The sequence below is a fragment of the Streptomyces sp. NPDC007872 genome (genome assembly GCF_042868165.1).
Classification (GTDB): Bacteria; Actinomycetota; Actinomycetes; order Streptomycetales; family Streptomycetaceae; genus Streptomyces.
The window spans coordinates 156,108-181,816 of sequence record NZ_JBIAEA010000011.1 but is presented as its reverse complement, the minus strand read 5'-3'; the positions used below and the strand labels follow the sequence as shown (position 1 = coordinate 181,816).

Annotated in this window: 23 protein-coding genes, 1 tRNA gene and 1 pseudogene; 14 read left to right on the top strand and 11 right to left on the bottom strand. The window is 73.0% G+C overall.

The genetic code is table 11. The annotated features are described in order from the left end of the window. The first annotated feature begins 33 nt into the window (after positions 1–33). From ACFYNX_RS30950 to ACFYNX_RS30940, 3 genes are read left to right on the top strand one after another with little or no spacing between them, the layout of a single operon-like run. Positions 34–369: a hypothetical protein gene (locus ACFYNX_RS30950; RefSeq protein ID WP_388666211.1), complete on the top strand. Its 336-nt coding sequence runs from the start codon at positions 34–36 to the stop codon at positions 367–369. A gap of 39 nt (positions 370–408) precedes the next feature. Next, positions 409–759 (top strand): VOC family protein, encoded by a 351-nt coding sequence (locus ACFYNX_RS30945; protein WP_365544834.1) that lies wholly within the window; start codon positions 409–411, stop codon positions 757–759. Positions 760–773: 14 nt separating this feature from the next. Beyond that, the gene (locus ACFYNX_RS30940) at positions 774–1,307 is read left to right on the top strand and encodes an NUDIX hydrolase (protein ID WP_388666208.1); all 534 of its coding nucleotides are present in this window, start codon (positions 774–776) and stop codon (positions 1,305–1,307) included. Between the two features lie 55 nt (positions 1,308–1,362). Here the strand turns inward: ACFYNX_RS30940 and ACFYNX_RS30935 are convergent, their stop codons facing one another. The 5 genes and pseudogenes from ACFYNX_RS30935 to hutU form a co-directional block, all read right to left on the bottom strand. Beyond that, positions 1,363–2,085, bottom strand: coding sequence for a hypothetical protein (locus ACFYNX_RS30935; protein WP_388666205.1), 723 nt, complete (start codon positions 2,083–2,085; stop codon positions 1,363–1,365). Between the two features lie 111 nt (positions 2,086–2,196). Continuing rightward, positions 2,197–3,441, bottom strand: a pseudogene (hutI, locus tag ACFYNX_RS30930) (imidazolonepropionase); the annotation flags it as partial. Positions 3,442–3,458: 17 nt separating this feature from the next. Next, positions 3,459–4,799, bottom strand: coding sequence for a formimidoylglutamate deiminase (locus ACFYNX_RS30925; protein WP_388666202.1), 1,341 nt, complete (start codon positions 4,797–4,799; stop codon positions 3,459–3,461). Next, positions 4,790–6,016 carry an allantoate amidohydrolase gene (locus tag ACFYNX_RS30920; RefSeq protein WP_388666245.1) on the bottom strand — a complete coding sequence of 409 codons (1,227 nt, stop codon included), beginning with the start codon at positions 6,014–6,016 and terminating at the stop codon, positions 4,790–4,792. The genes ACFYNX_RS30925 and ACFYNX_RS30920 overlap by 10 nt, the downstream gene beginning before the upstream one ends. A gap of 17 nt (positions 6,017–6,033) precedes the next feature. Continuing rightward, positions 6,034–7,713, bottom strand: coding sequence for a urocanate hydratase (hutU, locus tag ACFYNX_RS30915; protein WP_388666199.1), 1,680 nt, complete (start codon positions 7,711–7,713; stop codon positions 6,034–6,036). A gap of 117 nt (positions 7,714–7,830) precedes the next feature. On the opposite strand from hutU, the gene ACFYNX_RS30910 reads away from it, so the two are divergent. The 6 genes from ACFYNX_RS30910 to ACFYNX_RS30885 all read left to right on the top strand — a co-directional run bounded on the left by ACFYNX_RS30910 (position 7,831) and on the right by ACFYNX_RS30885 (position 12,152). Next, positions 7,831–9,213, top strand: coding sequence for a diaminopimelate decarboxylase (locus ACFYNX_RS30910; RefSeq protein WP_388666196.1), 1,383 nt, complete (start codon positions 7,831–7,833; stop codon positions 9,211–9,213). A gap of 32 nt (positions 9,214–9,245) precedes the next feature. Continuing rightward, entirely contained in the window at positions 9,246–9,803 is a 558-nt protein-coding gene (locus tag ACFYNX_RS30905) for an SRPBCC family protein (RefSeq protein WP_388666193.1), read from the top strand. Between the two features lie 161 nt (positions 9,804–9,964). Beyond that, complete coding sequence (locus tag ACFYNX_RS30900; RefSeq protein ID WP_388666190.1) at positions 9,965–10,390, top strand: hypothetical protein; 426 nt, start codon at positions 9,965–9,967, stop codon at positions 10,388–10,390. After that, the gene (locus ACFYNX_RS30895) at positions 10,387–11,175 is read left to right on the top strand and encodes a transcriptional regulator (RefSeq protein ID WP_388666187.1); all 789 of its coding nucleotides are present in this window, start codon (positions 10,387–10,389) and stop codon (positions 11,173–11,175) included. The genes ACFYNX_RS30900 and ACFYNX_RS30895 overlap by 4 nt, the downstream gene beginning before the upstream one ends. Further along, positions 11,175–11,717 carry a roadblock/LC7 domain-containing protein gene (locus ACFYNX_RS30890; protein WP_388666184.1) on the top strand — a complete coding sequence of 181 codons (543 nt, stop codon included), beginning with the start codon at positions 11,175–11,177 and terminating at the stop codon, positions 11,715–11,717. Before ACFYNX_RS30895 ends, ACFYNX_RS30890 begins: the two co-directional genes overlap by 1 nt. A 63-nt stretch (positions 11,718–11,780) precedes the next feature. Then, positions 11,781–12,152 carry a hypothetical protein gene (locus tag ACFYNX_RS30885; RefSeq protein WP_125667118.1) on the top strand — a complete coding sequence of 124 codons (372 nt, stop codon included), beginning with the start codon at positions 11,781–11,783 and terminating at the stop codon, positions 12,150–12,152. A gap of 52 nt (positions 12,153–12,204) precedes the next feature. Here the strand turns inward: ACFYNX_RS30885 and ACFYNX_RS30880 are convergent, their stop codons facing one another. Together ACFYNX_RS30880 and ACFYNX_RS30875 are read right to left on the bottom strand one after the other, a co-directional pair. Then, entirely contained in the window at positions 12,205–13,062 is an 858-nt protein-coding gene (locus ACFYNX_RS30880; RefSeq protein WP_365544864.1) for a MurR/RpiR family transcriptional regulator, read from the bottom strand. Between the two features lie 505 nt (positions 13,063–13,567). Further along, positions 13,568–14,956 carry a cystathionine beta-synthase gene (locus ACFYNX_RS30875; RefSeq protein WP_365544867.1) on the bottom strand — a complete coding sequence of 463 codons (1,389 nt, stop codon included), beginning with the start codon at positions 14,954–14,956 and terminating at the stop codon, positions 13,568–13,570. 103 nt (positions 14,957–15,059) lie between these two features. Here ACFYNX_RS30875 and ACFYNX_RS30870 point away from each other — a divergent pair, with 103 nt between their 5' ends. The 3 genes from ACFYNX_RS30870 to ACFYNX_RS30860 all read left to right on the top strand — a co-directional run bounded on the left by ACFYNX_RS30870 (position 15,060) and on the right by ACFYNX_RS30860 (position 18,665). Further along, a complete protein-coding gene (locus tag ACFYNX_RS30870) occupies positions 15,060–16,097 on the top strand; it encodes an SGNH/GDSL hydrolase family protein (protein ID WP_388666179.1) in 1,038 nt (345 codons plus the stop codon). A 244-nt stretch (positions 16,098–16,341) separates the two neighbouring features. Then, positions 16,342–17,562 carry an acetyl-CoA C-acetyltransferase gene (locus ACFYNX_RS30865; protein ID WP_388666176.1) on the top strand — a complete coding sequence of 407 codons (1,221 nt, stop codon included), beginning with the start codon at positions 16,342–16,344 and terminating at the stop codon, positions 17,560–17,562. A gap of 275 nt (positions 17,563–17,837) precedes the next feature. After that, positions 17,838–18,665 carry a hypothetical protein gene (locus ACFYNX_RS30860; RefSeq protein WP_365544875.1) on the top strand — a complete coding sequence of 276 codons (828 nt, stop codon included), beginning with the start codon at positions 17,838–17,840 and terminating at the stop codon, positions 18,663–18,665. Between the two features lie 15 nt (positions 18,666–18,680). Here ACFYNX_RS30860 and ACFYNX_RS30855 read toward each other — a convergent pair whose 3' ends face one another. From ACFYNX_RS30855 to ACFYNX_RS30840, 4 genes are all read right to left on the bottom strand, one after another. Beyond that, the gene (locus ACFYNX_RS30855; protein ID WP_365544878.1) at positions 18,681–19,010 is read right to left on the bottom strand and encodes a hypothetical protein; all 330 of its coding nucleotides are present in this window, start codon (positions 19,008–19,010) and stop codon (positions 18,681–18,683) included. Between the two features lie 113 nt (positions 19,011–19,123). Beyond that, complete coding sequence (locus tag ACFYNX_RS30850; RefSeq protein WP_125667112.1) at positions 19,124–20,026, bottom strand: Bax inhibitor-1/YccA family protein; 903 nt, start codon at positions 20,024–20,026, stop codon at positions 19,124–19,126. A gap of 182 nt (positions 20,027–20,208) precedes the next feature. Continuing rightward, complete coding sequence (locus tag ACFYNX_RS30845) at positions 20,209–21,537, bottom strand: DUF2079 domain-containing protein (protein ID WP_388666172.1); 1,329 nt, start codon at positions 21,535–21,537, stop codon at positions 20,209–20,211. Positions 21,538–21,827: 290 nt separating this feature from the next. Beyond that, positions 21,828–21,912, bottom strand: a tRNA-Leu gene (locus ACFYNX_RS30840). 387 nt (positions 21,913–22,299) lie between these two features. Here ACFYNX_RS30840 and ACFYNX_RS30835 point away from each other — a divergent pair. Next, on the top strand, positions 22,300–23,070 hold the full coding sequence (locus tag ACFYNX_RS30835) for an ABC transporter ATP-binding protein (protein WP_388666169.1): 771 nt from the start codon (positions 22,300–22,302) through the stop codon (positions 23,068–23,070). 91 nt (positions 23,071–23,161) lie between these two features. Then, entirely contained in the window at positions 23,162–25,693 is a 2,532-nt protein-coding gene (locus ACFYNX_RS30830; RefSeq protein WP_388666166.1) for an ABC transporter permease, read from the top strand. Positions 25,694–25,709 lie beyond the last annotated feature (16 nt).

The following is a 25,709-nucleotide window of genomic DNA, read 5'->3' as shown; positions in this document are numbered from 1 at the left end:
GGACCTCCTCACCTCCGGCGCCCCACGGGCCCCGTGGAGCTGGACCTCGTCCGGGAGTCGGGGCGGCGTGCCTGGCCGCCGCGGCTTCCGGAGCAGCCGGTCTTCTACCCGGTGACGAACGAGGACTACGCGATCCGCATCGCCCGCGACTGGAACGTCCAGCACGACGGGGCGGGCTTCGTCACCCGCTTCGAGGTCGACGCGGGGTTCCTGCGCAGGTACCCGGTCCGGCAGGCGGGCGGGCGGACGATCCTCGAACTGTGGGTGCCGGCGGAGGAGCTGGAGGAGTTCGACGCGCATATCGTGGGGGAGATCCAGGTGGTCCACGAGTTCCGCCGAACGTCGTCGAGTGCCGTCGAGGGGCGTTGAGGACCATTGAATGCCGTTTCCCGTCCCGAGGAGTGCCCGATGAGCGTGCGCCGCGTAGTCCCCAACCTCCGGACGACCGCCCCGGAGGAGAACCGGGACTTCTACGGGCTCCTCGGCTTCGAGCAGGTCATGGACCACGGCTGGATCGCGACCCTCGCCTCGCCGGACGTGCCCGCCGCCCAGGTCAGTCTGATGGGCGCGGACCTGACCGCTCCCGTCTCCCCCGACCTGAGCGTGGAGGTGGAGGACGTGGACGCGGTGTACGCGGCGGTGCGGGCGGCGGGGGCGGAGGTCGTGCACCCGCTGACGGACGAGGAGTGGGGCGTGCGGCGCTTCTTCGTGCGGGATCCGGACGGCCGGGTCGTCAACGTGCTCGGCCACCGGGCCTGAAGGGGGTCTCCGTCGTGCGCTGGAAGGTCCACGGGGAGCGCCCGCTCCACGAGTACCCCTGGGTGAACCTGTGGCTGGCCGACGTCGAGCGGCCCGACGGGCAGCGGGACGAGTACTACGTGGTGAAGCTCCGCGACCTCGCCGTCGCGGCCGTCGTCAACGACCGCCGCGAGGTCCTGATGATGTGGCGCCACCGCTTCGTCACCGACGTCTGGGCCTGGGAGCTGCCCATGGGCCTGGTCGAGGACGGCGAGACCCCGGCGGAGGCGGCGGCCCGCGAGGTCCTGGAGGAGACGGGCTGGCGCCCGGGCCCGCTGACCCCGCTGATCTACTCGGAACCCGCCAACGGCATCACCGACTCCCGGCACCACGTCTTCCGCGCCGCCGGCGCCGCGTACGAGGGCCCGCCGACCGAACGCAACGAGTCGGACCGCGTCGAATGGATCCCCCTCGCGGCCGTCCGGGGCATGATCGCCCGCCGCGAGATCGTGAGCGGCGCGACCCTGGTGGGGTTGTTGCAGGTGCTGCTCGACGGGGTCCCGGGCTGATCCCGGGCGGACCGGGCCGGTGGGCCGCGCAGCCGGGCCCGGGGGCCCGGGCCGGTCAGGAGGCCGGGGCGGCGGGGTTCCGCTTGCGCTGGACCGTCGTGATGCGGACGTCGTCCGTCTCCGGGACCCCGAAGGGCTCGACGCGTACCCGGTGGCGGGTGCCGGTGACCTCCAGGGCCAGGTTGTTGCCCATGAAGCGGAGGTCGATCCGGGCCCGGGGCGAGCCGTCCCGGTCCGGCATGCGGTGGATGCGGGACGGCGGGTACTCCAGGCCCGTCAGCTTCTTCCGCAGGGCCGGGTAGTCGGCCGGGCCCGTGCCGCCGAACGCCGTGAGGATGCGCTCGGCGTGCGCGTCACCGGCGCACTCGTCCAGGGGGTCCAGCGGCACCTCCTCGACGGGCCCGGTCCCGGTGGGGGCCGGCTCCGGGCCGGCCGGCGGCTCGGGGGCTTCCAGGGGGAGCGGGGCGCCCTCCGACGGGTGCCGCGACGGGATCGCACCCTCCGGGGCCGGCTCGACCGGCGCCGGGCCGCCCGGCTCGCAGTCGTCCAGGATGCGGGTGGCCACGGCCAGGTGGCGCACCTCCGGGTCGGGGTCCGTCGCCAGGCCGTCCGACGGGAGCGACCGCTTCGGTGCCGGTGTCTTCGAGGCACCGGCACCCACGGCGGACGCCTCGGCGGAGGCCCCACCGGGGGCGGTCGCCGTGCCGCAGGCGGTCAGGGCCGTGCCGGCGAGCGCGACGGCCAGGACGGTCTTCGTGAAGCGGTGCGGAGTTCTCATGCGGGAATCATGCGAGCGGACGGTCGCCGCCCACATGAGTACCCGTACTCAACGCGGACCGTGACCGACCGGACGGTGAACCACCGGTTCTGAGGTCGCGTCACCTCCTCGAACCACCCGCACGCCCCTCCGCCACACCTCCGACACCAGCGGCACCCCCGGGCGGTAGGCCAGGTGGACGTGGGACGGGGCGTTCAGGAGGGTGAGGTCGGCGCGGGCGCCGGGGGTGAGGCGGCCGACGTCCGTGCGGCGGAGGGCCGCCGCGCCGCCCGCCGTGGCGGACCAGAGGGCCTCGTCGGGGGTCATGCCCATGTCCCGGACCGCCAGGGCGATGCAGAAGGGGACGGAGGAGGTGAAGGAGGAGCCGGGGTTGCAGTCGGTGGAGAGGGCCACCGTGACGCCCGCGTCGAGGAGGCGGCGGGCGTCCGGCCACTCGGCGCGGGTGGAGAACTCCGCCCCCGGGAGGAGGGTGGCGACCGTGTTCCCCGACGCCAGCGCGTCCACGTCCGCGTCCGTCAGGTGGGTGCAGTGGTCCGCGCTCGCCGCGTCCACTTCCACCGCCAGCCGGACGCCGGGGCCGTACGTGAGCTGGTTGGCGTGGACGCGGGGGTGGAGGCCCTTCGCCCTGCCGGCGGTGAGGATCGCGCGGGCCTGGTCGCCGTCGAAGGCGCCCTTCTCGCAGAAGACGTCCACCCAGCGGGCGTACGGGGCGCAGGCGTCGAGCATCTCGCCCGTCACCAGCTCCACGTACGCCGCCGGGTCGTCGGCGTAGTCCGGGGAGACGACGTGCGCGCCGAGGTAGGTGACCTCGTCGGTGTGCTCGGCGGCGATGCGCAGGGCGCGGGCCTCGTCCTCGACCGTCAGGCCGTAGCCGGACTTGGTCTCGAAGGTGGTCGTGCCCTGGGCGAGGGCCTCGCGCAGGTAGCGGGCGACGTTCGCCGACAGGGCCTCGTCGCTCGCCGCGCGGGTCGCCGCCACGGTCGTGCGGATGCCGCCCGCCTCGTACGGCTGCCCGGACATGCGGGCGTTGAACTCGGCCGTGCGGTCGCCCGCGAAGACCAGGTGCGAGTGGGAGTCGACGAAGCCGGGGATCACGGCCCGGCCGCCGGCGTCGACCCGGTTGTCAGTGGTGGGTGCTTTGCTGGATTCACCGACCCAGACGACGCGGTCGCCTTCCACGACGACGGCCGCGTCCCGGATCAGACCCAGAGGACTTCGATCACCGAGGGAGGGATCGTTGGTGACCAGGCTCGCGATGTTGACGATGGCGGTGGCGGGCGTCGCCACGGCGCTGTTCGCGCTCGTGGGGGCGGAGGTCGCCGCCGCGCTGTTCCTCGCCTCGGGTCCGGTGTTCATGGTGAGGGGTGTCTCCTTCAGCCGCGCAGGGCGGCGATCGAGTCGGCGAGGGCCCGCGGCACGTCCGGTACGGACCGGTGGACCCCGTCCCGCACGACGTGGCGGCCGCCCACGACCGTGTGACGCACATCCGCTGCCGACGCTGCGAATACCGCCGTCTCGGCTGCCAGACGCGGTGCCGGTCCCGCTGTCCTGACGGAGTCCAGGGCGATCGTCGTGAAGTCCGCGAGGGCGCCCGGCGTCAGCTCGCCCGCCTCCGGCCGGCCCAGGGCCGCGTGGCCGTCCGCGCTCGCCGCGCGGAGGAGCGCCGCCGCCGTCCAGTGGCCCCGGATGTGGGTGCGCAGGCGCTCGTTCAGCTCCATCGCCCGCGCCTCTTCGAGGAGGTCGACGACCGCGTGGCTGTCGCTGCCCAGGGAGAGGGGGGAGCCGGCGCGCTGGAGGTCCACCGCCGGGCCGATGCCGTCCGCGAGGTCGCGTTCGGTCGTCGGGCACATGCAGGTGCCGGTGGAGGACGAGCCGATGAGGGCGATGTCGCCGGGGGTGAGGTGGGTGTTGTGGACCCCGGTGGTCCGGGGCCCGAGTACGCCGTGCTCGGAGAGGAGTTGCGTGGGGGTGAGGCCGTGGGCCGCCAGGCAGGCGTCGTTCTCGGCCGTCTGCTCCGAGAGGTGGACGTGGAGGGGGGCCTCCCGGCGCCGGGCCCAGTCGGCGACCGTGGCGAGCTGGTCCGCCGGGACGGCCCGTACGGAGTGGATCGCCGCCCCGATGCGTACGCCGTCCCGCTCCTTGAGGGCCGAGACCCGCTCGGCCCAGGCGTCCGCCGTGCCGTCGGTGAAGCGGAGCTGGTGGTGCTCGGGCGCGGCGCCGAAGCCGGAGGAGAGGTAGGCGGTGTCGAGGAGGGTGATGCGGATGCCGGCCTCGGCGGCGGCCGCGATCAGGGCCTCGCCCATGGCGTTGGGGTCGGCGTAGGGGGTGCCGCCGGGGGCGTGGTGGAGGTAGTGGAACTCGCCGACGGAGGTGATGCCGGCGAGCGCCATCTCCGCGTACACGGCGCGGGCCAGGGCGAAGTAGCTGTCGGGGGTGAGGCGCTGGGCGATCTTGTACATGGTGTCGCGCCAGGTCCAGAAGGTGCCGGAGCCGACCTGGACGGTGCCGCGCAGGGCGCGGTGGAAGGCGTGCGAGTGGGCGTTGGCCAGGCCCGGGACCGTCAGGCCGCGCAGGATCTCGGCGCCCGGGGGCGGGGTCTCCACCCCCGTGCGGACCGAGGTGATCCGGCCGTCCGCCACCTCCAGGGCGACGCCCGGTTCGACGGCGGGGTCGATCCAGGCGTGCTCCAGCCAGTACGTGGTCGTCAGCGGCACGCCAGCTCCTCCAGTACGTCGGCGAGTGCGCGGACCCCGGCCAGGCAGTCGTCCTCGGCCGCGAACTCGGCCGGGGAGTGCGAGACGCCCGTGGGGTTGCGCACGAACAGCATGGCGGTCGGGATCGATTCGGACAGAATGCCCGCGTCGTGGCCCGCGCCGGTGCCGAGGACCGGGACCTTGCCCGAGGGCCCCGTGCTGCCCGTGGCGGCGGCCGAGTCGCCCAGGATCCGGGACAGCTCGTCGCGCAGGGCGTGCGAGAAGTCCACGACCGGGGTGAAGGACTCCCGCACGACGGTGAGGTCGATGCCGTGGCGGTCGGCGTAGTCGCGGGCCGCCGTCTCGACGCCCGCGACGACCGCGTCCAGGGCGTCCTGGTCGGCGGCGCGCGCGTCGAGCCAGCCGCGCACGAGGGAGGGGATGGCGTTGACGCCGTTCGGCTCGACCGCGATCTTGCCGAAGGTGGCGACGGCGCCCGCGAGTTCGGCCTCGCGGCGGGCGGCGAGGACGGTCTCGGCGTAGGTGAGCATCGGGTCGCGGCGGTCGACGAGCCGGGTGGTGCCGGCGTGGTTGGCCTCGCCCGCGAAGTCGTACCGCCAGCGGCCGTGCGGCCAGATGGCGGAGGCGATGCCGACGGCGTCGCCGGACAGGTCCAGGGCCCGGCCCTGCTCGACGTGCAGTTCGACGAAGGCGCCGATGCGGGCGAGCCGTTCGGGGTCGGGACCGATGGCGTCGGGGTCGTACCCGGCGGCCTCCATGGCCTGCGGGAGGCTGGTCCCGTCGCCGTCGCGCAGTTCGTGCGCCTGCTCCTTCGTCAGGCGTCCGGCGGTGAGGCGGGAGCCGACGCAGGCGAGGCCGAAGCGGGCGCCCTCCTCGTCGCCGAAGTTGACGATGGCGAGGGGGCGCTTGAACGAGACGCCCCGGGAGCGCAGTTCGTCGAGCGCGGCGAAGGAGGAGACGACACCGAGGGGGCCGTCGAAGGCGCCGCCGTCGGGGACGGAGTCCAGGTGGGAGCCGGTGACGACGGCGTCGCCGGCCGTCGGGTCGCCGAGCCAGGCCCACTGGTTGCCGTTGTGGTCGGTCTCGACGTCCAGGCGGCGGGCTTCGGCCTGCATCCGGAACCAGAGGCGGCAGTCGGCGTCGGCGTCCGTCCAGGCGTAGCGGCGGTAGCCGCCGGAGGCGGCGCTGCGGCCGAGGGGCCGCAGCGACCGCCACATGGCGTGGAAGGTCTCGCTCACGCGGAGGCCCCGGAAGCGTCGTCGCCCTCGCGCATCGGGACGCGGACGCCCTTCTCGTCGGCGACCCGCTCGGCGATGTCGTAACCGGCGTCGACGTGGCGGATGACGCCCATGCCCGGGTCGTTCGTCAGCACGCGGCGGATCTTCTCGCCCGCGAGGGCGGTGCCGTCGGCCACGGAGACCTGGCCCGCGTGGATGGAGCGGCCCATGCCGACGCCGCCGCCGTGGTGGAGGGAGACCCAGGAGGCGCCGGAGGCGACGTTGACCATGGCGTTGAGCAGGGGCCAGTCCGCGATGGCGTCGGAGCCGTCGAGCATGGCCTCGGTCTCGCGGTACGGGGAGGCGACCGAGCCGCAGTCCAGGTGGTCGCGGCCGATGGCGAGGGGGGCGGCGAGGGTGCCGTCGGCGACCATGTCGTTGAACATGGCGCCGGCCTTGTCGCGCTCGCCCTGGCCGAGCCAGCAGATGCGGGCGGGCAGGCCCTGGAAGTGGACGCGCTCGCCGGCCATCTTGATCCAGCGGTGCAGCGACTCGTTCTCGGGGAAGAGGTCGAGGATCGCCTTGTCGGTCTTGTGGATGTCCGAGGCCTCGCCGGAGAGGGCGGCCCAGCGGAACGGTCCCTTGCCCTCGCAGAACAGCGGGCGGATGTACGCCGGGACGAAGCCCGGGAAGGCGAAGGCGCGGTCGTAGCCGGCGAGCTGGGCCTCGCCCCGGATCGAGTTGCCGTAGTCGAAGACCTCGGCGCCCGCGTCCATGAAGCCGACCATGGCCTCGACGTGCTTGGCCATGGACTCGCGGGCCCGGGTGGTGAACCCGGCCGGGTCCTTCGCCGCCGCGTCGGCCATGTCCTCGAAGGCGACGCCGACGGGGAGGTAGGAGAGGGGGTCGTGGGCGGAGGTCTGGTCCGTCACGATGTCGATCGGGGCGCCCTCGGCCAGCATGCGCGGGAGCAGCTCGGCGGCGTTGCCGAGGAGGCCGATGGAGAGCGGGCGGCGGGCGTCGCGCGCCTCGACCGCGAGCTGGAGGGCGTGCTCCGGGGAGTCCGCCTTCACGTCCAGGTAGCGGTGCTCGATGCGGCGCTCGATGGCGCGCGGGTCGACGTCGACACAGATCGCGACGCCGTCGTTCATCGTCACGGCGAGCGGCTGGGCGCCGCCCATGCCGCCGAGGCCGGCGGTCAGGGTGATGGTCCCGGCCAGGGTGCCGCCGAACTTCTTGGCGGCGACGGCGGCGAAGGTCTCGTACGTGCCCTGGAGGATGCCCTGGGTGCCGATGTAGATCCAGGAGCCGGCCGTCATCTGGCCGTACATGGTGAGGCCGAGCTGCTCCAGGCGCCGGAACTCCTCCCAGTTCGCCCAGTCGCCGACGAGGTTGGAGTTGGCGATGAGGACGCGCGGGGCCCACTCGTGGGTCTGCATGACGCCGACCGGGCGGCCGGACTGGACGAGCATCGTCTCGTCCTGTTTGAGGGTGCGCAGGGTGCGGACCATCGCGTCGAAGGAGCGCCAGTCGCGGGCGGCCTTGCCGGTGCCGCCGTAGACGACGAGCTTGTCGGGGTGCTCGGCGACCTCGGGGTCCAGGTTGTTCTGGAGCATCCGGAGGGCGGCCTCCTGCTGCCATCCCAGGGCGCTCAGTTCCGTACCGCGCGGGGCCCGTACGGGGCGGGGTCCTGACATGGCGGTGCCTCCTCGATGTCGTTCAGATATTCACATCCTGACCTGATGAATAGTTGTAGTCAACAGGGCCCGCCCCCTCACACGGTCCCCTCCCCCTCCCGCACCCGATGGGCCACGATGGGACCCATGGCCTCCTCCCGTCGCGATCTCGCCGTCCGCGCCGCCGTCGACCAAGGACTCCTCTCCCCCTCCGAACCGGTCGTCGCCCTCCTCGACACCGCCGGCATCCGCGCCTCCGCCGCCGCTCTGACCAGCGCCTTCGCCGCCGTCACCGACGCCCCCGTGCTGCACGCCTTCGCCGTGAAGGCCGCCCCGCTCGTCCCCGTCCTGCGTCTGCTCCACGAGGCCGGGCTCGGGGCCGAGGTGGCGAGCCCCGGCGAGCTGGCCCTCGCCCGCGCCGCCGGGATCCCGCCGGAGCGCACCGTGCTCGACTCCCCCGCCAAGACCCCGGACGAACTCCGCCAGGCCCTCGCGCTCGGGATCGCGGTCAACGCCGACAACCTCCAGGAGCTGGCCAGGATCGACGCGCTCACGGCGGGCGCGCCCACCGCCTCGTCCCTCGGCCTCCGGGTGAACCCACAGGTCGGAGCCGGTTCCATCGGCGCGCTCTCCACCGCGACCGCCACCTCCAAGTTCGGCGTGGCGCTGCGCGACGAGGGCGCCCGCGAGGCCGTCGTCCAGGCCTACCTGGAGCGCCCCTGGCTGACCCGGCTGCACACCCACACCGGCTCCCAGGGCGTGCCGCTCGCCCTGATGGCGGAGGGGGTCGGGGAGGCGTACGCGCTCGCCGAGGAGATCAACCGGACCGCCGGCCGGCAGCAGGTCGACGCCCTCGACATCGGCGGCGGCCTGCCGGTGAACTTCGCCTCCGACGAGGAGACGCCGACGTACGCGGAGTACGCGCGGCTGCTCGCCGGCACCGTCCCCGGGCTCTTCGACGGCCGCTACCGTCTGGTCACCGAGTTCGGGCGCTCACTTCTGGCCAAACACGGGACGGTCCTCGCCCGGGTGGAGTACACCAAGACCTCCGGGGGCCGCCCGATCGCCGTCACCCACGCGGGCGTGCAGCTCGCCACCCGTACGGTCTACGCCCCCGGCTCCTGGCCGCTGCGCGTCCTCGCGTACGACTCCGGGGGCCGGCCCCGCGCCGGGGAGACCGCCGTGCAGGACGTGGCGGGCCCCGCCTGCTTCGCCGGGGACCTGATCGCCACGGGCCGCGAGCTGCCGCTGCTGCGCCCGGGGGACGTGGTGGCGGTGCCGGACACCGGCGCGTACTACTTCGCCCACCACTACGCGTACAACAGCCTGCCCCGGCCGGGGATCCACGGCTTCGCCGTGGCCGGTGACGGGACGGTGGCGTTCACGCCCGTGCGCAGGCCCCAGACGCTCGACGAGATCGTCGCCGAGGCGGGCGGGGACCTGGCGGACGCGCTGGTGGGCCCACCGGCCGGGCCGGCCGGGCGCAAGGGTCGAACGGAAAGAGGGCCGACAGTCCGGTAGCGCCGCCCCCGCGCCCCGGCTTCCATGGGGACATGAGTGGTGAAGGCATGACCGGAACGGGTACGGACGGCACCGCCGTCGTCGTCGAGCGCCGGGTCGCCGCCTCCCCCGGGCGGGTCTGGGAGGCGATCACCGACCTGCCGGGGCTGCCCCGCGTCCTGACCGGCGTCCGGAAGGTGGAGGTGCTCACCCCGGGCGGCTTCGGCGTGGGCACGCGCTGGCGCGAGACCCGGCGGATGCTCGGCCGGGAGGCCACCGAGGAGATGACCGTGACCGCGTGCGAGCCGCCCGACCGGTACGTCACGGTCGCCGACTCCCACGGCATGCACTACGTCTCCGAGCTCACCCTCACGCCCGACGGCACCGGGTCCGCTCCCGGCGGGACCGGAACCACCCCCGGCGGAACCGGATCCACCCCCGGCGGGACCGGATCCACCGTCCTCCGCATGACCTTCTCCGCCCGGCCCGCGCACGGGCGCGCCCCCGGCGTCCTCGGCCGGCTGCTCGCCCGCTTCGGGGCGAAGGCCGTCGCCAGGGCGCTCGCGAAGGACCTGGCGGACATCGCGAACGCCGTGGAGACCCGGGCCTGACGGGCCCACCACATCCGGCCGCCGCGGGCAAGGGATCAATTTCCGTCAGACCCGGGCATGTTCCGATGGAAAATGCCAGAACACCTCCCCCGGAGCGGAACGTTCAGTAGCGTCACCGTTACTGCCGCACGTTCGCACGCCGCATCGGGAGGGGAATCCGCGTGCCCGGAATCGACGAGTGCCTGACGGAGGCCATGACCCTACCGGGTGCTCGGGGCGCCTCCCTGGTCGACTGGACCAGCGGGCTCGCACTGGGAACGGCGGGCGAGTCACCCGTCGGGGACCACGAGACCACGGCCGCCGAGACCGCCGAACTGGCCCGCTCGGCGGCCGAATTCGACACCTTCCTGGCGACGGACGACGAAGCGGGAGGAACGGGCGGGGCCGGAGGGGCCGGAGACGACGGCGGGCCCCCCGTCGAGGACCTGATCGTCACCACCCGGGCCGGCTACCACGTCCTCCGCTTCGTCGAGACCTCCTTCGACAGCAGCGTCTTCCTCCACCTCTGGCTCGACCGCGACACCGGCAACCTCGCCCTCGCCCGCATGCGGCTCCGCGACATAGCCGAGAAGCTGGTCCTCGGATGAGCGCGGTCGCCACCCCCGTCTCCCCGATGCTGGTCCGGCTCGCCGCCGAGAAGGCCACCGGCGCCCTGCTGCGCGACCACGGCACGCTCTACCTGGTGGACGGCCGGGTGGTGCACGCCGAGAGCCCCGCCGCCCCCGGCGTCGACGTCCTCCTCACCACCGGCGGCACGCTGCCCCGGGAGAACTGGGACGAGGCCGTGGACCGGGCCGGCGCCCACCGCGCGGTCGGCCGCTTCCTCGTCGACAGCGGCCGGCTCCAGGACGGGGAGCTGGAGATCTGCCACCTCGGCGCCGTCTTCGACGCGGCCTTCTTCGCCCTCTCCCCCACCAGCGGCCCGACCCGCTTCCGGTACGGGGTGGGGCACTGGTTCGGCACGGTGCGGCCGGTCTCGGCCGAGGCCGTCGAGCGCGAGACCGTGCGCCGCCGCGAACTCCTCGACGCCGTCTGGCCGTACCCCGCCGTGGACACCGCCCCGGTCGTCCCCCGCCCCGCCGCCCCCGGCCAGACCGTGGGAGCGCGGCAGCGCGCCCTGCTCGCGGCGGCCGACGGCGAGCGGAACCCGGCGGAGCTGGCCCGGCTGCTCGGCCGCCCCGCCTTCCACACGCTCCTCGACGTCCGGCGGCTCGCCGCCGCCGGGCTCGTCGAGACCCCGCTCAGCCCCGAACCCGAAACCGCGTCCGACCCCGCGCCACCGGTACCGGCCCTCCTGCCGGTCCTGCCGGTGCCCGATCCCGACATCGCCCTGCTGCGCCGGCTCCGTGACGCCCTGGAGGCACACCTGTGATGAGGCGTGCCCTGCGCCTGCGCGCCGAGAGGAGACAGCTCATGACGGCAGAAGCCGAGGTCCTCGGCGAACTGAGACGGCTGCGGGCGCGGCTGCCCCAGCTCACCGGAGCCCTCGCGGCCAGCGCCGACGGCCTGGTCCTGGCCCACGACACCGTGGACGGCGAGGCCGAGAGCGTGGCCGCGCTGACCGCGGCGGCGCTCGGCGTCGGCCAGCGCCTGACCGACTCCACCGGTCAGGGCCGCTTCCGCGAACTGCTCGTACGCGGCGAGAGCGGCTACGTGGCGACGTACGCGGCGGGCGGCTCGGCCGTCCTGACGCTGCTCGCGGAGCCCCGGATCAACGTGGGGCGGCTCCACCTGGAGGCGCGCCGCTCCAGCGCCCGGATAGGCGAGCTGGTGGACGGGGCCCTGGAGCGCAGGGAGCCGAACCGGCTCGGCCAGCTCCCGCCCCCGTACCCGGGGAAGCCCCCGCACCCCGGGCGGCCCCCGCACCCCGCCGGGCCCCCGGTCCGCGAGGTCCGCCGGCCCAGGACTCCGTGACCCCGTCAGCAGGCCCCCGTGGCCCCGTGAACCCGTAACCCCAGAAGGAAGAAGTACGACACCATGGCGAACACCGAGACCTCCCTCAAGGAAGCGGCCTCCATCGACGGCGCGATCGGCGCTGCCCTCGTCGACTACACCAGCGGCATGGCGCTCGGCACGATCGGCGGCGGCAAGGAGCTCGACCTGAACGTGGCCGCGGCCGGCAACACCGACGTCGTGCGGGCCAAGGTCCGGGCGATGGAGATGCTGGGGCTCAACGACGAGATCGAGGACATCCTCATCACCCTCGGCACCCACTACCACCTGATCCGGCTGCTCAAGGGGCGCAACACCAACGGCCTCTTCCTCTACCTGGCCCTGCACAAGGACCGGGCGAACCTGGCGATGGCCCGCCACCAGCTCAAGAAGATCGAGGCCGAACTGGACGTCTGACGGCCGGAGGGCCGCCCGCCGCCTCCTCGACGACCCCCTGCTCGCCGAACGCCTACTCGACGAACAGGCCCCGCGCCGCCGCCTTCGCGTCGAACTCCTCCAGGCGCGCCTGCGCGTCGGGGAGTCCGTCGGCCATGGCCTCCAGGAGGACCCGGCCGAGCATCATGGGGGCGCAGGCGGTGTCGAAGGCGAGCCCGGTGCCGACGGCGGCCGGGATCAGCAGGTCGCTGTGGGCGGCGACGGGCGCGAACGCCGAGTCGGCGACGGTCACGACCGCGAGCCCGGCCGCCCGCGCGTACGCGAGCGCCTCGACGACCTCGCGCGGGTGCCGGGGCAGCGCGAAGCAGAGCAGGGCCGTGGCCCCGGCCCGTACGGCCGCGTCGACGCGGTCCGTGAGCATCGAGCCGCCCTCGTCGAGGAGCCGCACGTCCGGGTGGACCTTGGCGGCGAAGTAGGCGAAGCCGCGCGCCTGCGAGGAGGCGGCCCGCAGTCCGAGCACGGGCAGCGGGCGGGAGCGGGCGAGCAGCCGTCCGGCCCGCTCGACGGGGCCGGGGTCGGCGAGCAGTCCGGCGAGGTGCCGGAGGTTCTCGATCTCGGCGAGCACGGCCTGCTGGTACTCGTTGAACGCCTCGCCCCCGCCCGCTCCGTCCCCGGCACCGGAGCCGGCCTCGGGGGGCGCGACCTCGCGCAGGTGGCGCCGGAGCGCCGGGTACCCGTCGAAGCCGAGGGCGACGGCGAAGCGGGTGACGGAGGGCTGGCTGACCCCGGCGAGCTCGGCCAGCTCCACGCTGGACAGGAACGGCACGTCCCCGGCCCGCCGCACCATGCAGTGCGCGATCCGCCGCTGGGTCGGCGTCAGCCGGTGCCCCTCGAAGAGGGCCTGGAGCCGGCCGGCCGGGCTGTCGCTCACGTCGCCCTCCCCTTTCGCCTATTCACTCGCACGTCACTCTGCATAAGGATATGCACGATCGCGCGCGGGCGGTCCTGGAAAGAGGATGGCCGAAGGGCCCCCCGCCGTCGCGGGGGGCCCTTCGTGAGGCTTGGCGCGGGGACCGCCGCACCCCCGTTGCCGGGGGGCGGGACGACGGCGGTCCCCGCGAGGGACACGGGCCCGGGTCAGGGCCGGTCCGCGTCCGCGGCGTCTCTGGAGGCCCGGGAGCCGCTCCGGAAGTCCGTGACGCCGACGAGGAACAATCTGCCGGACCCGTGTTAAGCGGGTGCTGCGCGGACGTGTCGCGCTCGTACCAGTTGCGCGAACTCGGCCGCGCGACCCGCTCCCGGGCCCGCCCCGCGGCGCCGTACGCCCGGCCCCGGGCCCGCCCCGCGGCGCCGTACGCCCGGCCCCGGATCCGCCCCGCGGCGCCGTACGCCCGCCTCCGGGCCCGCCCCGAGGCGCCGTGCGTCCGCTCCCGGGACTACTTCGTGGCGCCGCCCGCCAGGAAGGCGAGCAGGTCCTGGCGGCTGACGACGCCGGTCGGCTTGCCCTCGACCAGGACGGTCGCCGCGTCGGCGGACTCGCCCAGGACGGCCATGAGGTCCTCGACCGGCTCGCCGGAGCCGACCTGCGGCAGCGGCGCGCTCATGTGCCGCTCCAGGGGGTCCTCCAGGGACGCCTTCTTGGTGAAGAGGGCGTCGAGCAGCTCGCGCTCGACGACCGAGCCGACGACCTCGGCGGCCATGACGTCGGGGTGGCCGGCGCCCGGCTTCACGATGGGCATCTGGGAGACGCCGTACTCGCGCAGCACCTCGATGGCCTGGCCGACGGTCTCGTCCGGGTGCATGTGGACGAGGGAGGGCAGGCCGCCCTCCTTGTGGCGCAGGACGTCGGCGACGGTGGCGGAGGAGGTGTTCTCCAGGAAGCCGTAGTCGGCCATCCACTCGTCGCTGAAGATCTTGGACATGTAGCCGCGGCCGGAGTCCGGGAGCAGCACGACCACGACGTCGTCGGGGCCGAGGCCGCGGGCGACCTCCAGGGCCGCGACCACGGCCATGCCGCAGGAGCCGCCGACGAGGAGGCCCTCCTCGCGGGCGAGGCGGCGGGTCATCTGGAAGGAGTCCTTGTCGGACACGGCCACGATCCCGTCGGCGACCTTCCGGTCGTACGCGCTGGGCCAGAAGTCCTCGCCGACGCCCTCGACCAGGTACGGGCGGCCCGAGCCGCCCGAGTAGACGGAGCCCTCCGGGTCGGCGCCGATGACCTTGACGGCGCCGCCGCTGGCCTCCTTGAGGTAGTTGCCGGTGCCGGAGATGGTGCCGCCCGTGCCGACGCCCGCGACGAAGTGGGTGATCTTCCCGTCCGTCTGCTCCCACAGCTCGGGACCGGTGGTCTCGTAGTGCGAGCGCGGGTTGTTCGGGTTGGAGTACTGGTCGGGCTTCCAGGCGTTCGGCGTCTCGCGCACGAGCCGGTCCGAGACGTTGTAGTACGAGTCCGGGTGCTCAGGGTCCACGGCCGTGGGGCAGACGACGACCTCGGCGCCGTACGCGCGCAGCACGTTGATCTTGTCGAGCGACACCTTGTCGGGGCAGACGAAGATGCACTTGTAGCCCTTCTGCTGGGCCACGATCGCCAGGCCGACGCCGGTGTTGCCGGACGTGGGCTCGACGATGGTGCCGCCGGGCTTCAGCTCGCCGCTGCGCTCGGCCGCCTCGATCATCCGCAGGGCGATCCGGTCCTTGACCGACCCGCCGGGGTTGAAGTACTCGACCTTGGCCAGGACGGTCGCCTGGATGCCCGCTGTGACGTGGTTGAGCTTCACCAGCGGGGTGTTGCCGACGAGGCTGATCATCGAGTCGTGGAATTGCACCGTAATCTCCGGGGTCTCCGTAATGGTGTGGCCAGCGTATGCGTAGTCGGAGCGGGTTACGGGGCAGTTACACCCTGAACGGCTTGAAGGAGGTGACGGCCCCATGTCCAGGGCGAGGGTGGCGCGGCGGATCGCGGCGGGTGCGGCGTACGGCGGTGGGGGCATCGGGCTCCTCGGGGTCGCGGCGGTGGGGGTCCTCCTCGCCGAGGCGCACCTCGCGAAGCGGACCGTGGGGGGCGGGGCGGCCCCGCTGCCGCCCGCGGCGGACGGCCTCTACGGGCGGGCGTTCGGGACGGAGGACCCGCTGCGGCTGGCCCTTCTGGGTGATTCCACGGCGGCGGGCCAGGGGGTGCGCCGCACCGGCCAGACCCCGGGAGCGCTGCTCGCCTCGGGGCTCGCGGCGGTGACGGAGCGGCCGGTGCTGCTGCGGAACGTGGCCCTGTCGGGGGCGCGCTCGGACGACCTGGAGCGGCAGGTGTCGCTGCTGCTCTCGCAGCCCCTGGGACCGCCGGACGTGTGCGTGGTCATGATCGGGGCGAACGACGTGACGCACCGGCTGCCGGCGACGGAGTCGGTGCGGCTCCTGGCGGCGGCGGTGCGGCGGCTGCGGACGGCGGGGTCGGAGGTGGTCGTCGGCACCTGCCCGGATCTGGGCACGATCGAGCCGGTCTACCAGCCCCTGCGCTGGCTGGCCCGGCGGGCGTCGCGGCAACTGGCGGCGGCGCAGACGATCGTCGTGGTGGAGCAGGGCGGGCGGACGGTGTCGCTCGGCGACCTGCTCGGCCCGGAGTTCGCGGCGAACCCGCGCGAGATGTTCGGGGTGGACAGCTTCCACCCGTCGGCCGAGGGGTACGCGACGGCGGCGATGGCCGTCCTGCCGACGGTCTGCGCGGTGCTCGGCGCGTGGCCGGAGGCGGACCGCCTGGAGCCGGCGCGGCGGGAGAACATGCTGCCGGTGGCGAAGGCCGCGGCCGAGGCGGCGCGGGAGGCGGGCACCGAGGTCACGGGCGCCCGCGCGCCCTGGGCCCTCCTCAAGCACCGCCGCAGGCGGCGGCTTCCGGTCGCGACGGAGGCGGCGGAGGCCCCGGCGGAACCCGCCCCTTCCCCGCAGGCTCCCGCGTCGGAGGCCCCCGCCAACTGATCGCCCGCCGGGAGCCGGGGGCCCGGGGACCCTGCGACCCCAGGGCCCGGCAGCCCTGCGACCCCGGAGCCCCGGAGCCCCGGGAACAAAGCCCCGGCGGGCGCCGTTCCCGACGGAGGACCCCCTTCCTGAGCGCCCGCTTAGAAAAGAGGTCCGCATCACACGCCCGCCCCGGTGACCCCGTGCGGTACGTACGGGTAACTTCCCTTTCAGTCCGCTCACTCCGCACCCTCATGGAGCCGTGATGCCCGAAGCCGTGATCGTCTCGACCGCCCGTTCCCCCATCGGCCGGGCCTTCAAGGGCTCCCTGAAGGACCTGCGTCCGGACGACCTCACCGCCACCATCGTCCAGGCCGCCCTGGCGAAGGTGCCCGAGCTGGACCCGCGCGACATCGACGACCTGATGCTGGGCTGCGGCCTGCCCGGCGGCGAGCAGGGCAACAACCTGGGCCGGATCGTGGCCGTGCAGATGGGCATGGACCACCTGCCGGGCTGCACGGTCACCCGTTACTGTTCCTCCTCGCTCCAGACCTCCCGGATGGCGCTCCACGCGATCAAGGCGGGCGAGGGCGACGTGTTCGTCTCGGCCGGCGTCGAGATGGTCTCCCGCTTCACCAAGGGCAACTCGGACTCCCTGCCCGACACGCACAACCCGCTCTTCGCCGAGGCCGAGGCCCGCACCGCCGAGGTGGCCGCCTCCGAGGGCTCCACCTGGCACGACCCGCGCGAGGACGGCCTCGTCCCCGACGCGTACATCGCGATGGGCCAGACCGCCGAGAACCTGGCCCGCTGGAAGGGCGTCAGCCGCCAGGAGATGGACGAGTTCGGCGTGCGGTCGCAGAACCTCGCCGAGCAGGCCATCAAGAACGGCTTCTGGGAGCGCGAGATCACCCCGGTGACGCTGCCGGACGGCACGGTCGTCTCGGCGGACGACGGCCCGCGCGCGGGCGTCACCCTGGAGGGCGTGCAGGGCCTCAAGCCGGTCTTCCGTCCCGACGGCCTGGTCACCGCCGGCAACTGCTGCCCGCTCAACGACGGCGCCGCCGCCCTGGTGATCATGTCCGACACCAAGGCCCGCGAGCTCGGCCTGACCCCGCTGGCCCGGATCGTCTCCACCGGCGTCTCCGGCCTCTCCCCCGAGATCATGGGCCTCGGCCCGGTCGAGGCGTCGAGGCAGGCCCTGAAGCGCGCCGGTCTGACGATCGACGACATCGACCTGGCCGAGATCAACGAGGCCTTCGCCGCCCAGGTCATCCCCTCCTACCAGGAGCTGGGCCTCGACCTGGACAAGGTGAACGTCAACGGCGGCGCCATCGCCGTCGGCCACCCCTTCGGCATGACCGGCGCCCGCATCACCGGCACCCTGATCAACGGCCTCCAGTTCCACGACAAGCAGTTCGGCCTGGAGACCATGTGCGTCGGCGGCGGCCAGGGCATGGCGATGGTCATCGAGCGCCTGAGCTGAGCCGAGCCGAGTTGAGTCGAGCCGAGTCGAGTTGAGCATCGCTCTCCTCGCGGACTCCGGCTAACCACGTCGCGTCCCAGCCGTGACCGAATCTCCCCCAGGATGTGACCTACATCCCGGGGGAGTTCGTTTTCCCAGGTCAGAGCGGTTTCGGGACGAAACACCTGGCCGAAATACCTGTCCAATTCGTGACGTAATGCACTGACAGCGGCCCCCACCTCACGACAAGCTGAGGTAGGAAGTCGGGGGATCGACTCGGAATCGGGAGTACGTCAGTGAGCGCCATGCCTCTTGCCCTGCTGCTGACCACGGCCGCTGCCACGGCCGTGGGCGCTGCCGCCCTGCACGCCGTCCACGGTCTCCGCAAGCAGGTCACCGCCCTGCGGCGCGAGCTGGCCGCCGGGCACGGCATCACGGTGCCCGCGGCCCGCGCCACGCCCGCCGCCGAGATACGGGCCGCGGTCGCGGAGGCCCTGGCCGAGGAGCGCGAGCGCGAGCTCGCCGAGGCGCGGGCCTTCTGGGCCGCGCAGGAGGCCCGGGACGCCGCCGACGCCCCCTCCCTGCTCGGCGGTCTCGGCGGACCGGCCGAGGACGGCTCCTTCTTCGTGCCGCGCCAGACCGACTTCGTGGGCCTGGAGGCGATGGCCCTGGAGGCCATGGAGTCCGAGGCGGCGGCGCTCGACAGTGCGCCGGAGCCGGTGGACGAGTTCCCCGAGGACTCCCCGGAGCTGGCCGCGGCCCGGCGCCGGCACCCCTCGCACCCGGACTTCGTGCCGGTGCAGACCCCGGTCGTCACCGACCACGAGCGGACGGTGGCGCGCCTGGAGGAGCTGGCCGACACGCGCACGGCGCTGACCGACGTCCGCCCGGGCCCGCTCGGCACCCTGGACGTGTACGTCTTCGCGGACGGCACCACGCTCTGTATGACCCCGGGGCACCGCGAGACCGCGGAGCGCCTCGCGGAGGCCCTGCGCGCGGGCCGCACCCCGGTCCTGCTCGGCGGCTCGGGCGTCTCCGGCGCCTTCGCCCTGACCTTCTCGTACGGCGACACGGACGAGGAGAACGTCTACATCCTCGCGGACCGCGTGATCGCCTCCCTGTAGGGCCGGGAACGGGCCCTACAGCCCCGAGCGCTCCGCCGCCCCCCGCACGAGCCCCACGGCCTCGTCCAGCTCTCCCTCGCGGGAGCCGGCCGGGGCCGTTCGCAGTGCCTCGGCCAGGTCGCTCCCGGCCACCACGAGCTGGTCGGCCACGGTGAAGATCCCGGCGTCCGGCATGGTCCTCGGCTCCCGGTCCGGGTCCTCGACGCGCTGCGCGCGCACCGCGAGCTCCCGGGCGAGGGCGAGCCCCTCGGCCGCCGCGCCCCTCTGGAGGCGGCTCTGCGGGGCGGCCCGCAGCCGGTCGGCGAACCGCTCCACGGCGGCGGTCAGGTCACTCGTATCAAGCACCCCGCGACCCTACGCGCCGCCCGGGGCCGCCCGCCAACGGACCGGGGAACGCGGAAGGGCCCGCCCGGCACACCGCCGGACGGGCCCTTCCCCCCGAGTCGGGGGGCCGTGCGTCAGTCGTCGCCCTGGAGGATCGACAGCAGACGCAGCATCTCCAGGTAGATCCACACCAGGGTCATGGTGAGGCCGAAGGCGGCCAGCCAGGCCTCCTCGCGCGGCGCGCCGTAGGTCACGCCGTCCTCGACCTGCTTGAAGTCGAGGGCGAGGAAGCAGGCGCCCAGGATGATGCCGATGACGCCGAACAGGATGCCGAGGCCGCCGCTGCGGAAGCCGAGGCCGTCACCGCCCGCGAAGACCGCGAACAGCAGGTTCGTCACCATGAGGAGCATGAAGCCCATCGCGGCGGCCATCACGAAGCCGTAGAAGCGCCGGTTGACCCGGATCCAGCCCAGCTTGTAGGCGATGAGCACGCCGGCGAAGACCGCCATGGTGCCCAGGACCGCCTGGATGACGACGCCGTCGGCGATGTACGTCGAGACGGCGGCCGAGATCACGCCGAGGAAGACGCCCTCGAAGGCGGCGTAGGACAGGATCAGCGCGGGCGACGGCTTGCGCTTGAAGGACTGCACCAGGGACAGCACGAGGGCGACCAGGGCGGCGCCGATGGCGATGCCGTAGGACTTGCCCAGGTTCGCCGGGTCGACCGGCAGCAGCAGCCAGGACAGGACGGCGGTGAGCACGACCGTGCCGAGCGTCATGGCCGTGCGGCTCACGACGTCGTCGATCGTCATCACGTTGCCGCGGGCCTGCTGCGGGGCGCCGAGCTGCGTGTCCTGCGGGGCGTACGGGTTGGTCGCGTACGGGTTCGCCGCGTCCCCGGCGTACGGGTTGCCGGTGGCGTACGGGTTGGTTCCGACGGCGGGGCCCCCGGCCTGCGGCTGCTGCGCGTTGAAGCCCGCGTAGCCGTTGTCGCGGCTGAACCCCCGTCGCGAGAAGACCGGGTTGCTGCTCCTCATCTCACTCCTCCATGGCGGACCGCACGGCGCGGCCTTGCGTCAAGGGTAATGCGTAGGCAAAAGAAACTCCCTAGTGCTCGGGGAGGATCTTTCCCTCATCTTCCCGCTCTTCCTCTCCGGAGTCGCGGGGTGTACGCGCCCCCTCCCGGAAGGGGCGGCCGGGGCCGGTCCGGGTCCGGGCCTCAGGGCCGTCCGGGAGGGGCGTCGGCCCTCTCCAGGAGGGTGATCCCGCTCCGGCGCTCGACGATCCGGTAGCCGGGGACCCGCGGGGCGGACGATTCCAGGGACGTCCCGGTCGCGCATTCCGGATCGGACGGATCGGCGTCCTCGTAGACCATCCACCGGGGCGCTTCCTCCGGCGCGAAGGAACGGGGGAAGAGGCAGACCTCGCTGACGGTGGTCCGGTACGCGAGCTGGGCCGCGAGGCGATTGGACGCGGCCACCGTGGCGCCGTCGGGGATCCTGCCGAGGATTTCGTCGGCCACCCTCACGTGCTCGGACGCGACCCATGTCCGGGGCAGCACGAGTTCGTGGAACGGGGAGGTGAAGAAGGTGACGGCGGTGGCCGCCGTTCCGATCACGGCGGCGTGCAGGAGCCGGCGGGTGACCGTCCGCCCCGAGGCGACCGCGTGGACCGCCGCGGCGAAGGCGACCGGCATCAGGACCGCGCTGTAGTGGAAGTCCATTCCCCAGTAGTTGGGGAAATCCGAGGTGAAGCGCCAGCCGAGCGTCGGGAGCATGACGACCAGGAGCGGGGAGCGGACCGCCAGGAATCCCGTGGGGGCGACGAGCATGAGCAGCGTGAGCCATTTGACCGGCGGCCAGAAGGTCGCCACGGCCTTTACCAGGAGGCTCTTCTCCTCGGGTTCCGCGGGCGGCCAGTAGGCGAATTCGCCGAGCGGATTGACGGAGGGGAGGACGACGAACATCGCGAGGGCCGTCGCCACGATCCCGAAGACGGCGAGCAGGATCCCCGTGCGCCGGGGCCCCTTCCACGCGACGTACGCGCCGACCGCCGCCACCGTGAGGCCGAGGTCCTCCTTGACCAGGACCAGGGGGATCGCCCAGAGGACGGCCGCGCGCCACTTCTCCCGGCCGGCGGCGCACACGGAGAACGCGAGGAGCGGGACCGCGAAGGCCACTTCGTGGAAGTCGAACTGGACGAGTTCCGCGATGCCCCAGGAGGCCCCGTAGGAGATGCCGGTCCAGTAGGCGAACGCCCGGCCCCTGACCTCGTGGGCCCAGCGCGTGATCGGAAGGACGGAGACCGCGACCAGGGCCGCCTGGCAGACCAGGAGCGTATAGCTCGACGGGAATACCCTGTACACCGGTCCCAGAATCGCGAGGATCGGATGGAAATGGTCCCCGAGCGCGTTGTATCCGGTCCCCTTGAGCGGCGCGTACGGAGCCGTGAACTGTGAATAGGACTTCGCTATCTGGGTGAAGATCCCCAGGTCGTATCCGGTCGTGAGGTGTATCGCGTGCCGCCGCGCGGACAATGCGAGATACACCAGGAAGAAAATCCCGGACAGGAGGAGGGCGGGCTTCGGGAAACGCCGCTCCACGATTTCCGGCGCTTTCTCCCGAGGCGCCGTGCCACCCCCTTCCGGTGCGCGCCGCTGAGTGGGCACTACCGAAAGGTTCAGGATATTCATGGCGGCATGAGAACCTAACAGGAGGCGGAGGGGCCCTTAGGGTAACAGGGGCCGATCGGCGGCCTCCTGGCCGCGGCGGCACCCCGGCGGACGGGCCGGTGGGGCGACGGACCGGCGTCCCCGCCGGTCGGCGGCACTGTCGTCGGTGGTGCCCGGAACCGGACTCGAACCGGTACGGCCCGAAGGCCAGCGAGGTTTAAGCTCGCCGTGTCTGCATTCCACCATCCGGGCGTCGCGATGCTCCGCGTTGGCACGTGAGCCTATCGGGGCGCTTCCCCCGTTCAGCGGAACGTCCCTCTCGATGTTGTCTTATTTTATTGGTGTCTGAGGGTGCGTCAGTGCAGGTAGAGGCCTTTTCGCCGAACTGTGACGGGGGTCGCAGGCGCAAACCGGCGCCCCAGGGATGACGAAAAGTCGTCGCATTTGTGTCACCTTGGCCCGGCGCCCCCCGCCCGGCGGCTCTCAGGGATCCGGTCATACCTCAGGAGGAGGACCCGGGCCCCCGGTCCGACTCCAGACTGCCCCGGGAACGGGCACGTGGACGGACGTGCCGGTGCGGAACGCCCGAGACGATGGAGGGGTTCCCGCAACAGCCCCGCAGTGACAGGAGTCCTCCTCGTGACCACCTCCCCCACCGTGTCCCGCGCCACCGCGGTGGCCGCCCGCGCCACGGATCTCACGAAGGTCTACGGACAGGGCGAGACCCAGGTGGTCGCGCTCGACCACGTCACCGTGGACTTCCGGCAGGGCGAGTTCACCGCCATCATGGGACCCTCCGGCTCCGGCAAGTCGACGCTCATGCACTGCGTCGCCGGCCTGGACTCCTTCTCCTCCGGCTCGGTGCGGATCGGCGAGACCGAGCTGTCCACCCTCAAGGACAAGCACCTCACCCAACTGCGCCGGGACAAGATCGGCTTCATCTTCCAGGCCTTCAACCTGCTGCCGACGCTGACGGCCATGGAGAACATCACGCTGCCGATGGACATCGCGGGCCGCAAGGCCGACAAGCAGTGGGTCCAGCAGGTCATCGACATGCTCGGCCTCTCCGGCCGGCTCACCCACCGCCCCACCGAGCTCTCCGGCGGCCAGCAGCAGCGCGTGGCCGTGGCCCGCGCGCTCGCCTCCCGCCCCGAGATCATCTTCGGCGACGAGCCGACCGGAAACCTGGACTCGCGCTCCGGCGCCGAGGTCCTCGGCTTCCTGCGCAACTCGGTGCGCGAGCTGGGCCAGACCGTCGTCATGGTCACCCACGACCCCGTCGCCGCCTCCTACGCGGACCGCGTGATCTTCCTCGCGGACGGCCGGATCGTCGACGAGATGCCGAACCCGACGGCGGACGGCGTGCTCGACCGCATGAAGGCCTTCGACGCCAAGGGCCGTACGAGCTGACGCGCGGGCACCGGAACCGGACTCGAACCGGTACGGCCCCGCCCAACAGCCCCGACACCCGTCCGCCCTCCTTTCGTTCAGGACACACCCCATGTTCCGTACCGCCCTGCGCAACGTCCTCGCGCACAAGGCGAGACTGCTGATGACCGTCCTCGCCGTGATGCTCGGCGTGGCCTTCGTCTCCGGCACCCTCGTCTTCACCGACACCCTCTCCCAGGCCTTCCGCAACCAGTCCGCGAAGAGCTACGACGACGTCGCCGTCGCCGTCGAGATGCACCCCGACGCCGAGCAGGCCCGGAAGGCCCCCGGCCTCTCCCAGAAGGACGTCGACGAGGTCGCCGGGCTCGACGGGGTCGCCTCCGTCGCCCCCCGCGTCGGCGGCTTCGCCGGCGTGCCCGACAAGGACGGCAAGCTGATCGGCGTCGGCTGGTCCAACAAGGGCACCAACTTCGCCCCCGGCAAGGACGGCAAGGACCGCGCGTACGCCTTCACGACGGGCGGCGGGCCGGTCCGCGACGGGCAGATCGCGCTCGACGAGACCTCCGCCGGCAAGGGCGGCTACAAGGTCGGCGACACCGTCCGCGTGGCCACCAACGGCCCCGTGAAGGAGTACGTCCTCTCCGGCGTCTTCACCACCGAGGACGGCGCCGTCAACGCCGGCGGCAGCCTGGTCCTCTTCGACACCTCCGTCGCCCAGAAGCTCTACCTGAAGCCCGGCTACTTCCAGGAGCTGACCGTCACCGCCGCCCCCGGCGCGAACGCGGACAAGCTCCTCGACGACGTCCTGAAGGTCGTCCCGAAGGCTGCCACCGCCCAGACCGGGCAGGCCCTCGCCGACCGGCAGGCCGAGGACATCGAGGCCGGGCTCGGCGCGCTCAACCAGGTCCTCCTGGGCTTCGCGGGCATCGCGCTCTTCGTCGGCGTCTTCCTGATCGCCAACACCTTCACGATGCTGGTCGCCCAGCGCACCAAGGAACTGGCCCTGATGCGCGCGGTCGGCGCCTCGCGCAAGCAGATCACCCGCTCCGTCCTCGCCGAGGCCGGTCTGGTCGGCCTGGTCGCCTCGGCCGTCGGCCTCGTCCTGGGCATCGGCCTCGCGCTCGGCCTGCGGTCCGCCATGAACGCCTTCGACCTGAAGATCCCGGCCGGCGGCCTGGTCGTCGGCGCCGCCCCCGTCGTCTCCGCGTTCGCCGTCGGCGTCCTGATCACCATGTTCGCCGCCTGGCTGCCCGGCCGCCGCGCCGCGAAGATCCCGCCGGTCGCCGCCATGAACAGCGTGCACGCCACCGCGAGCACCAAGTCGCTCGTCCTGCGGAACTCCGTCGGCGCCGCGTTCACCGCGCTCGGCGTCGTCCTGATCGTGCTCGGCGCGGGCAAGGGCGGCGACGACGGCCGCATGCTCATCGCGGGCGGCGCGTTCCTCACCCTCATCGGCGTGATCGTCCTGATCCCGATGCTGTCGCGGCCCGTGATCGCCCTGATCCGCCCGCTCTTCGTCGGCCTCTTCGGGATCTCCGGCAAGCTCGCCGGCCTGAACGCGGTCCGCAACCCGCGCCGCACCGGCGCCACCGCCTCCGCGCTCGCCATCGGCCTCACCCTGGTCACCGGACTCTCCGTGATCGGCGCGACCGTCGGCTCGGCCATCGACCGGATGACGGTCGACCAGATCAAGGCCGACTACATGGTCACCATGGCCAGCGGCGACAGCCTGGGCGAGGAGGCGCTCGCCGCCCTCGCGAAGGCCCCCGGCGTCACGGCCGTCTCCCCGCAGCAGGCCGGCGCCCTGGAGATCAAGGGGTCGTTCGTCTCCGCCTCCGGCGTCACGCCCGGCGACATCGAGAAGGTCCTCAACCTGCACGTCGTGAACGGCTCGCTGGCCTCCCTGAAGCAGGGGCGGATCGCGGTCGCCGACGAGACCGCCGGGAAGCGCGGCCTGAAGGTCGGCGACACGGTCCCGGTCGAGTACATGGACAAGGCCAAGGGCAGGCTGACGATCGGCGCGATCTACGAGGAGAGCGAGTTCGTCTCCCCCGTCCTGATCGACCACAAGGTCATCGAGGCCCACGACCCGCAGGTCTACACCCCGCAGATCTTCGTCGCGATGGACGGCGGCGCCTCCGACGCCAACGCCAAGGCCCTGTCGAAGGCCATGGGCGACAACCCCGGCATCACCGTGATGGACCACAAGGACATCCGCGACGCCTTCGGCGGCCCGATCAACATGCTCCTGAACATCGTGTACGGGCTGCTCGGTATGGCCCTGATCATCGCCGTCCTCGGCGTGGTCAACACGCTCGCGATGTCCGTCTTCGAGCGCCAGCAGGAGATCGGCATGCTCCGCGCGATCGGTCTCGACCGGCGCCGGGTGAAGCGGATGGTCCGTCTGGAGGCCGTGGTCATCTCGGTGTTCGGCGCGGTCGTCGGCATCGGCCTCGGCGCGTTCCTCGGCTGGGCGATCGGCGAGACGTTCAAGAAGAGCCTGCCGGGCTACGCGCTGGTGCTCCCCTGGGAGCGGATCGGGATCTTCCTGCTCCTGGCCGGTCTGGTCGGCGTCCTCGCCTCACTGTGGCCGGCCCGCAGCGCGGCCCGTCTGAACATGCTCGCCGCCATCAAGGCCGAGTAGCCGTCCGGGCCGAGTG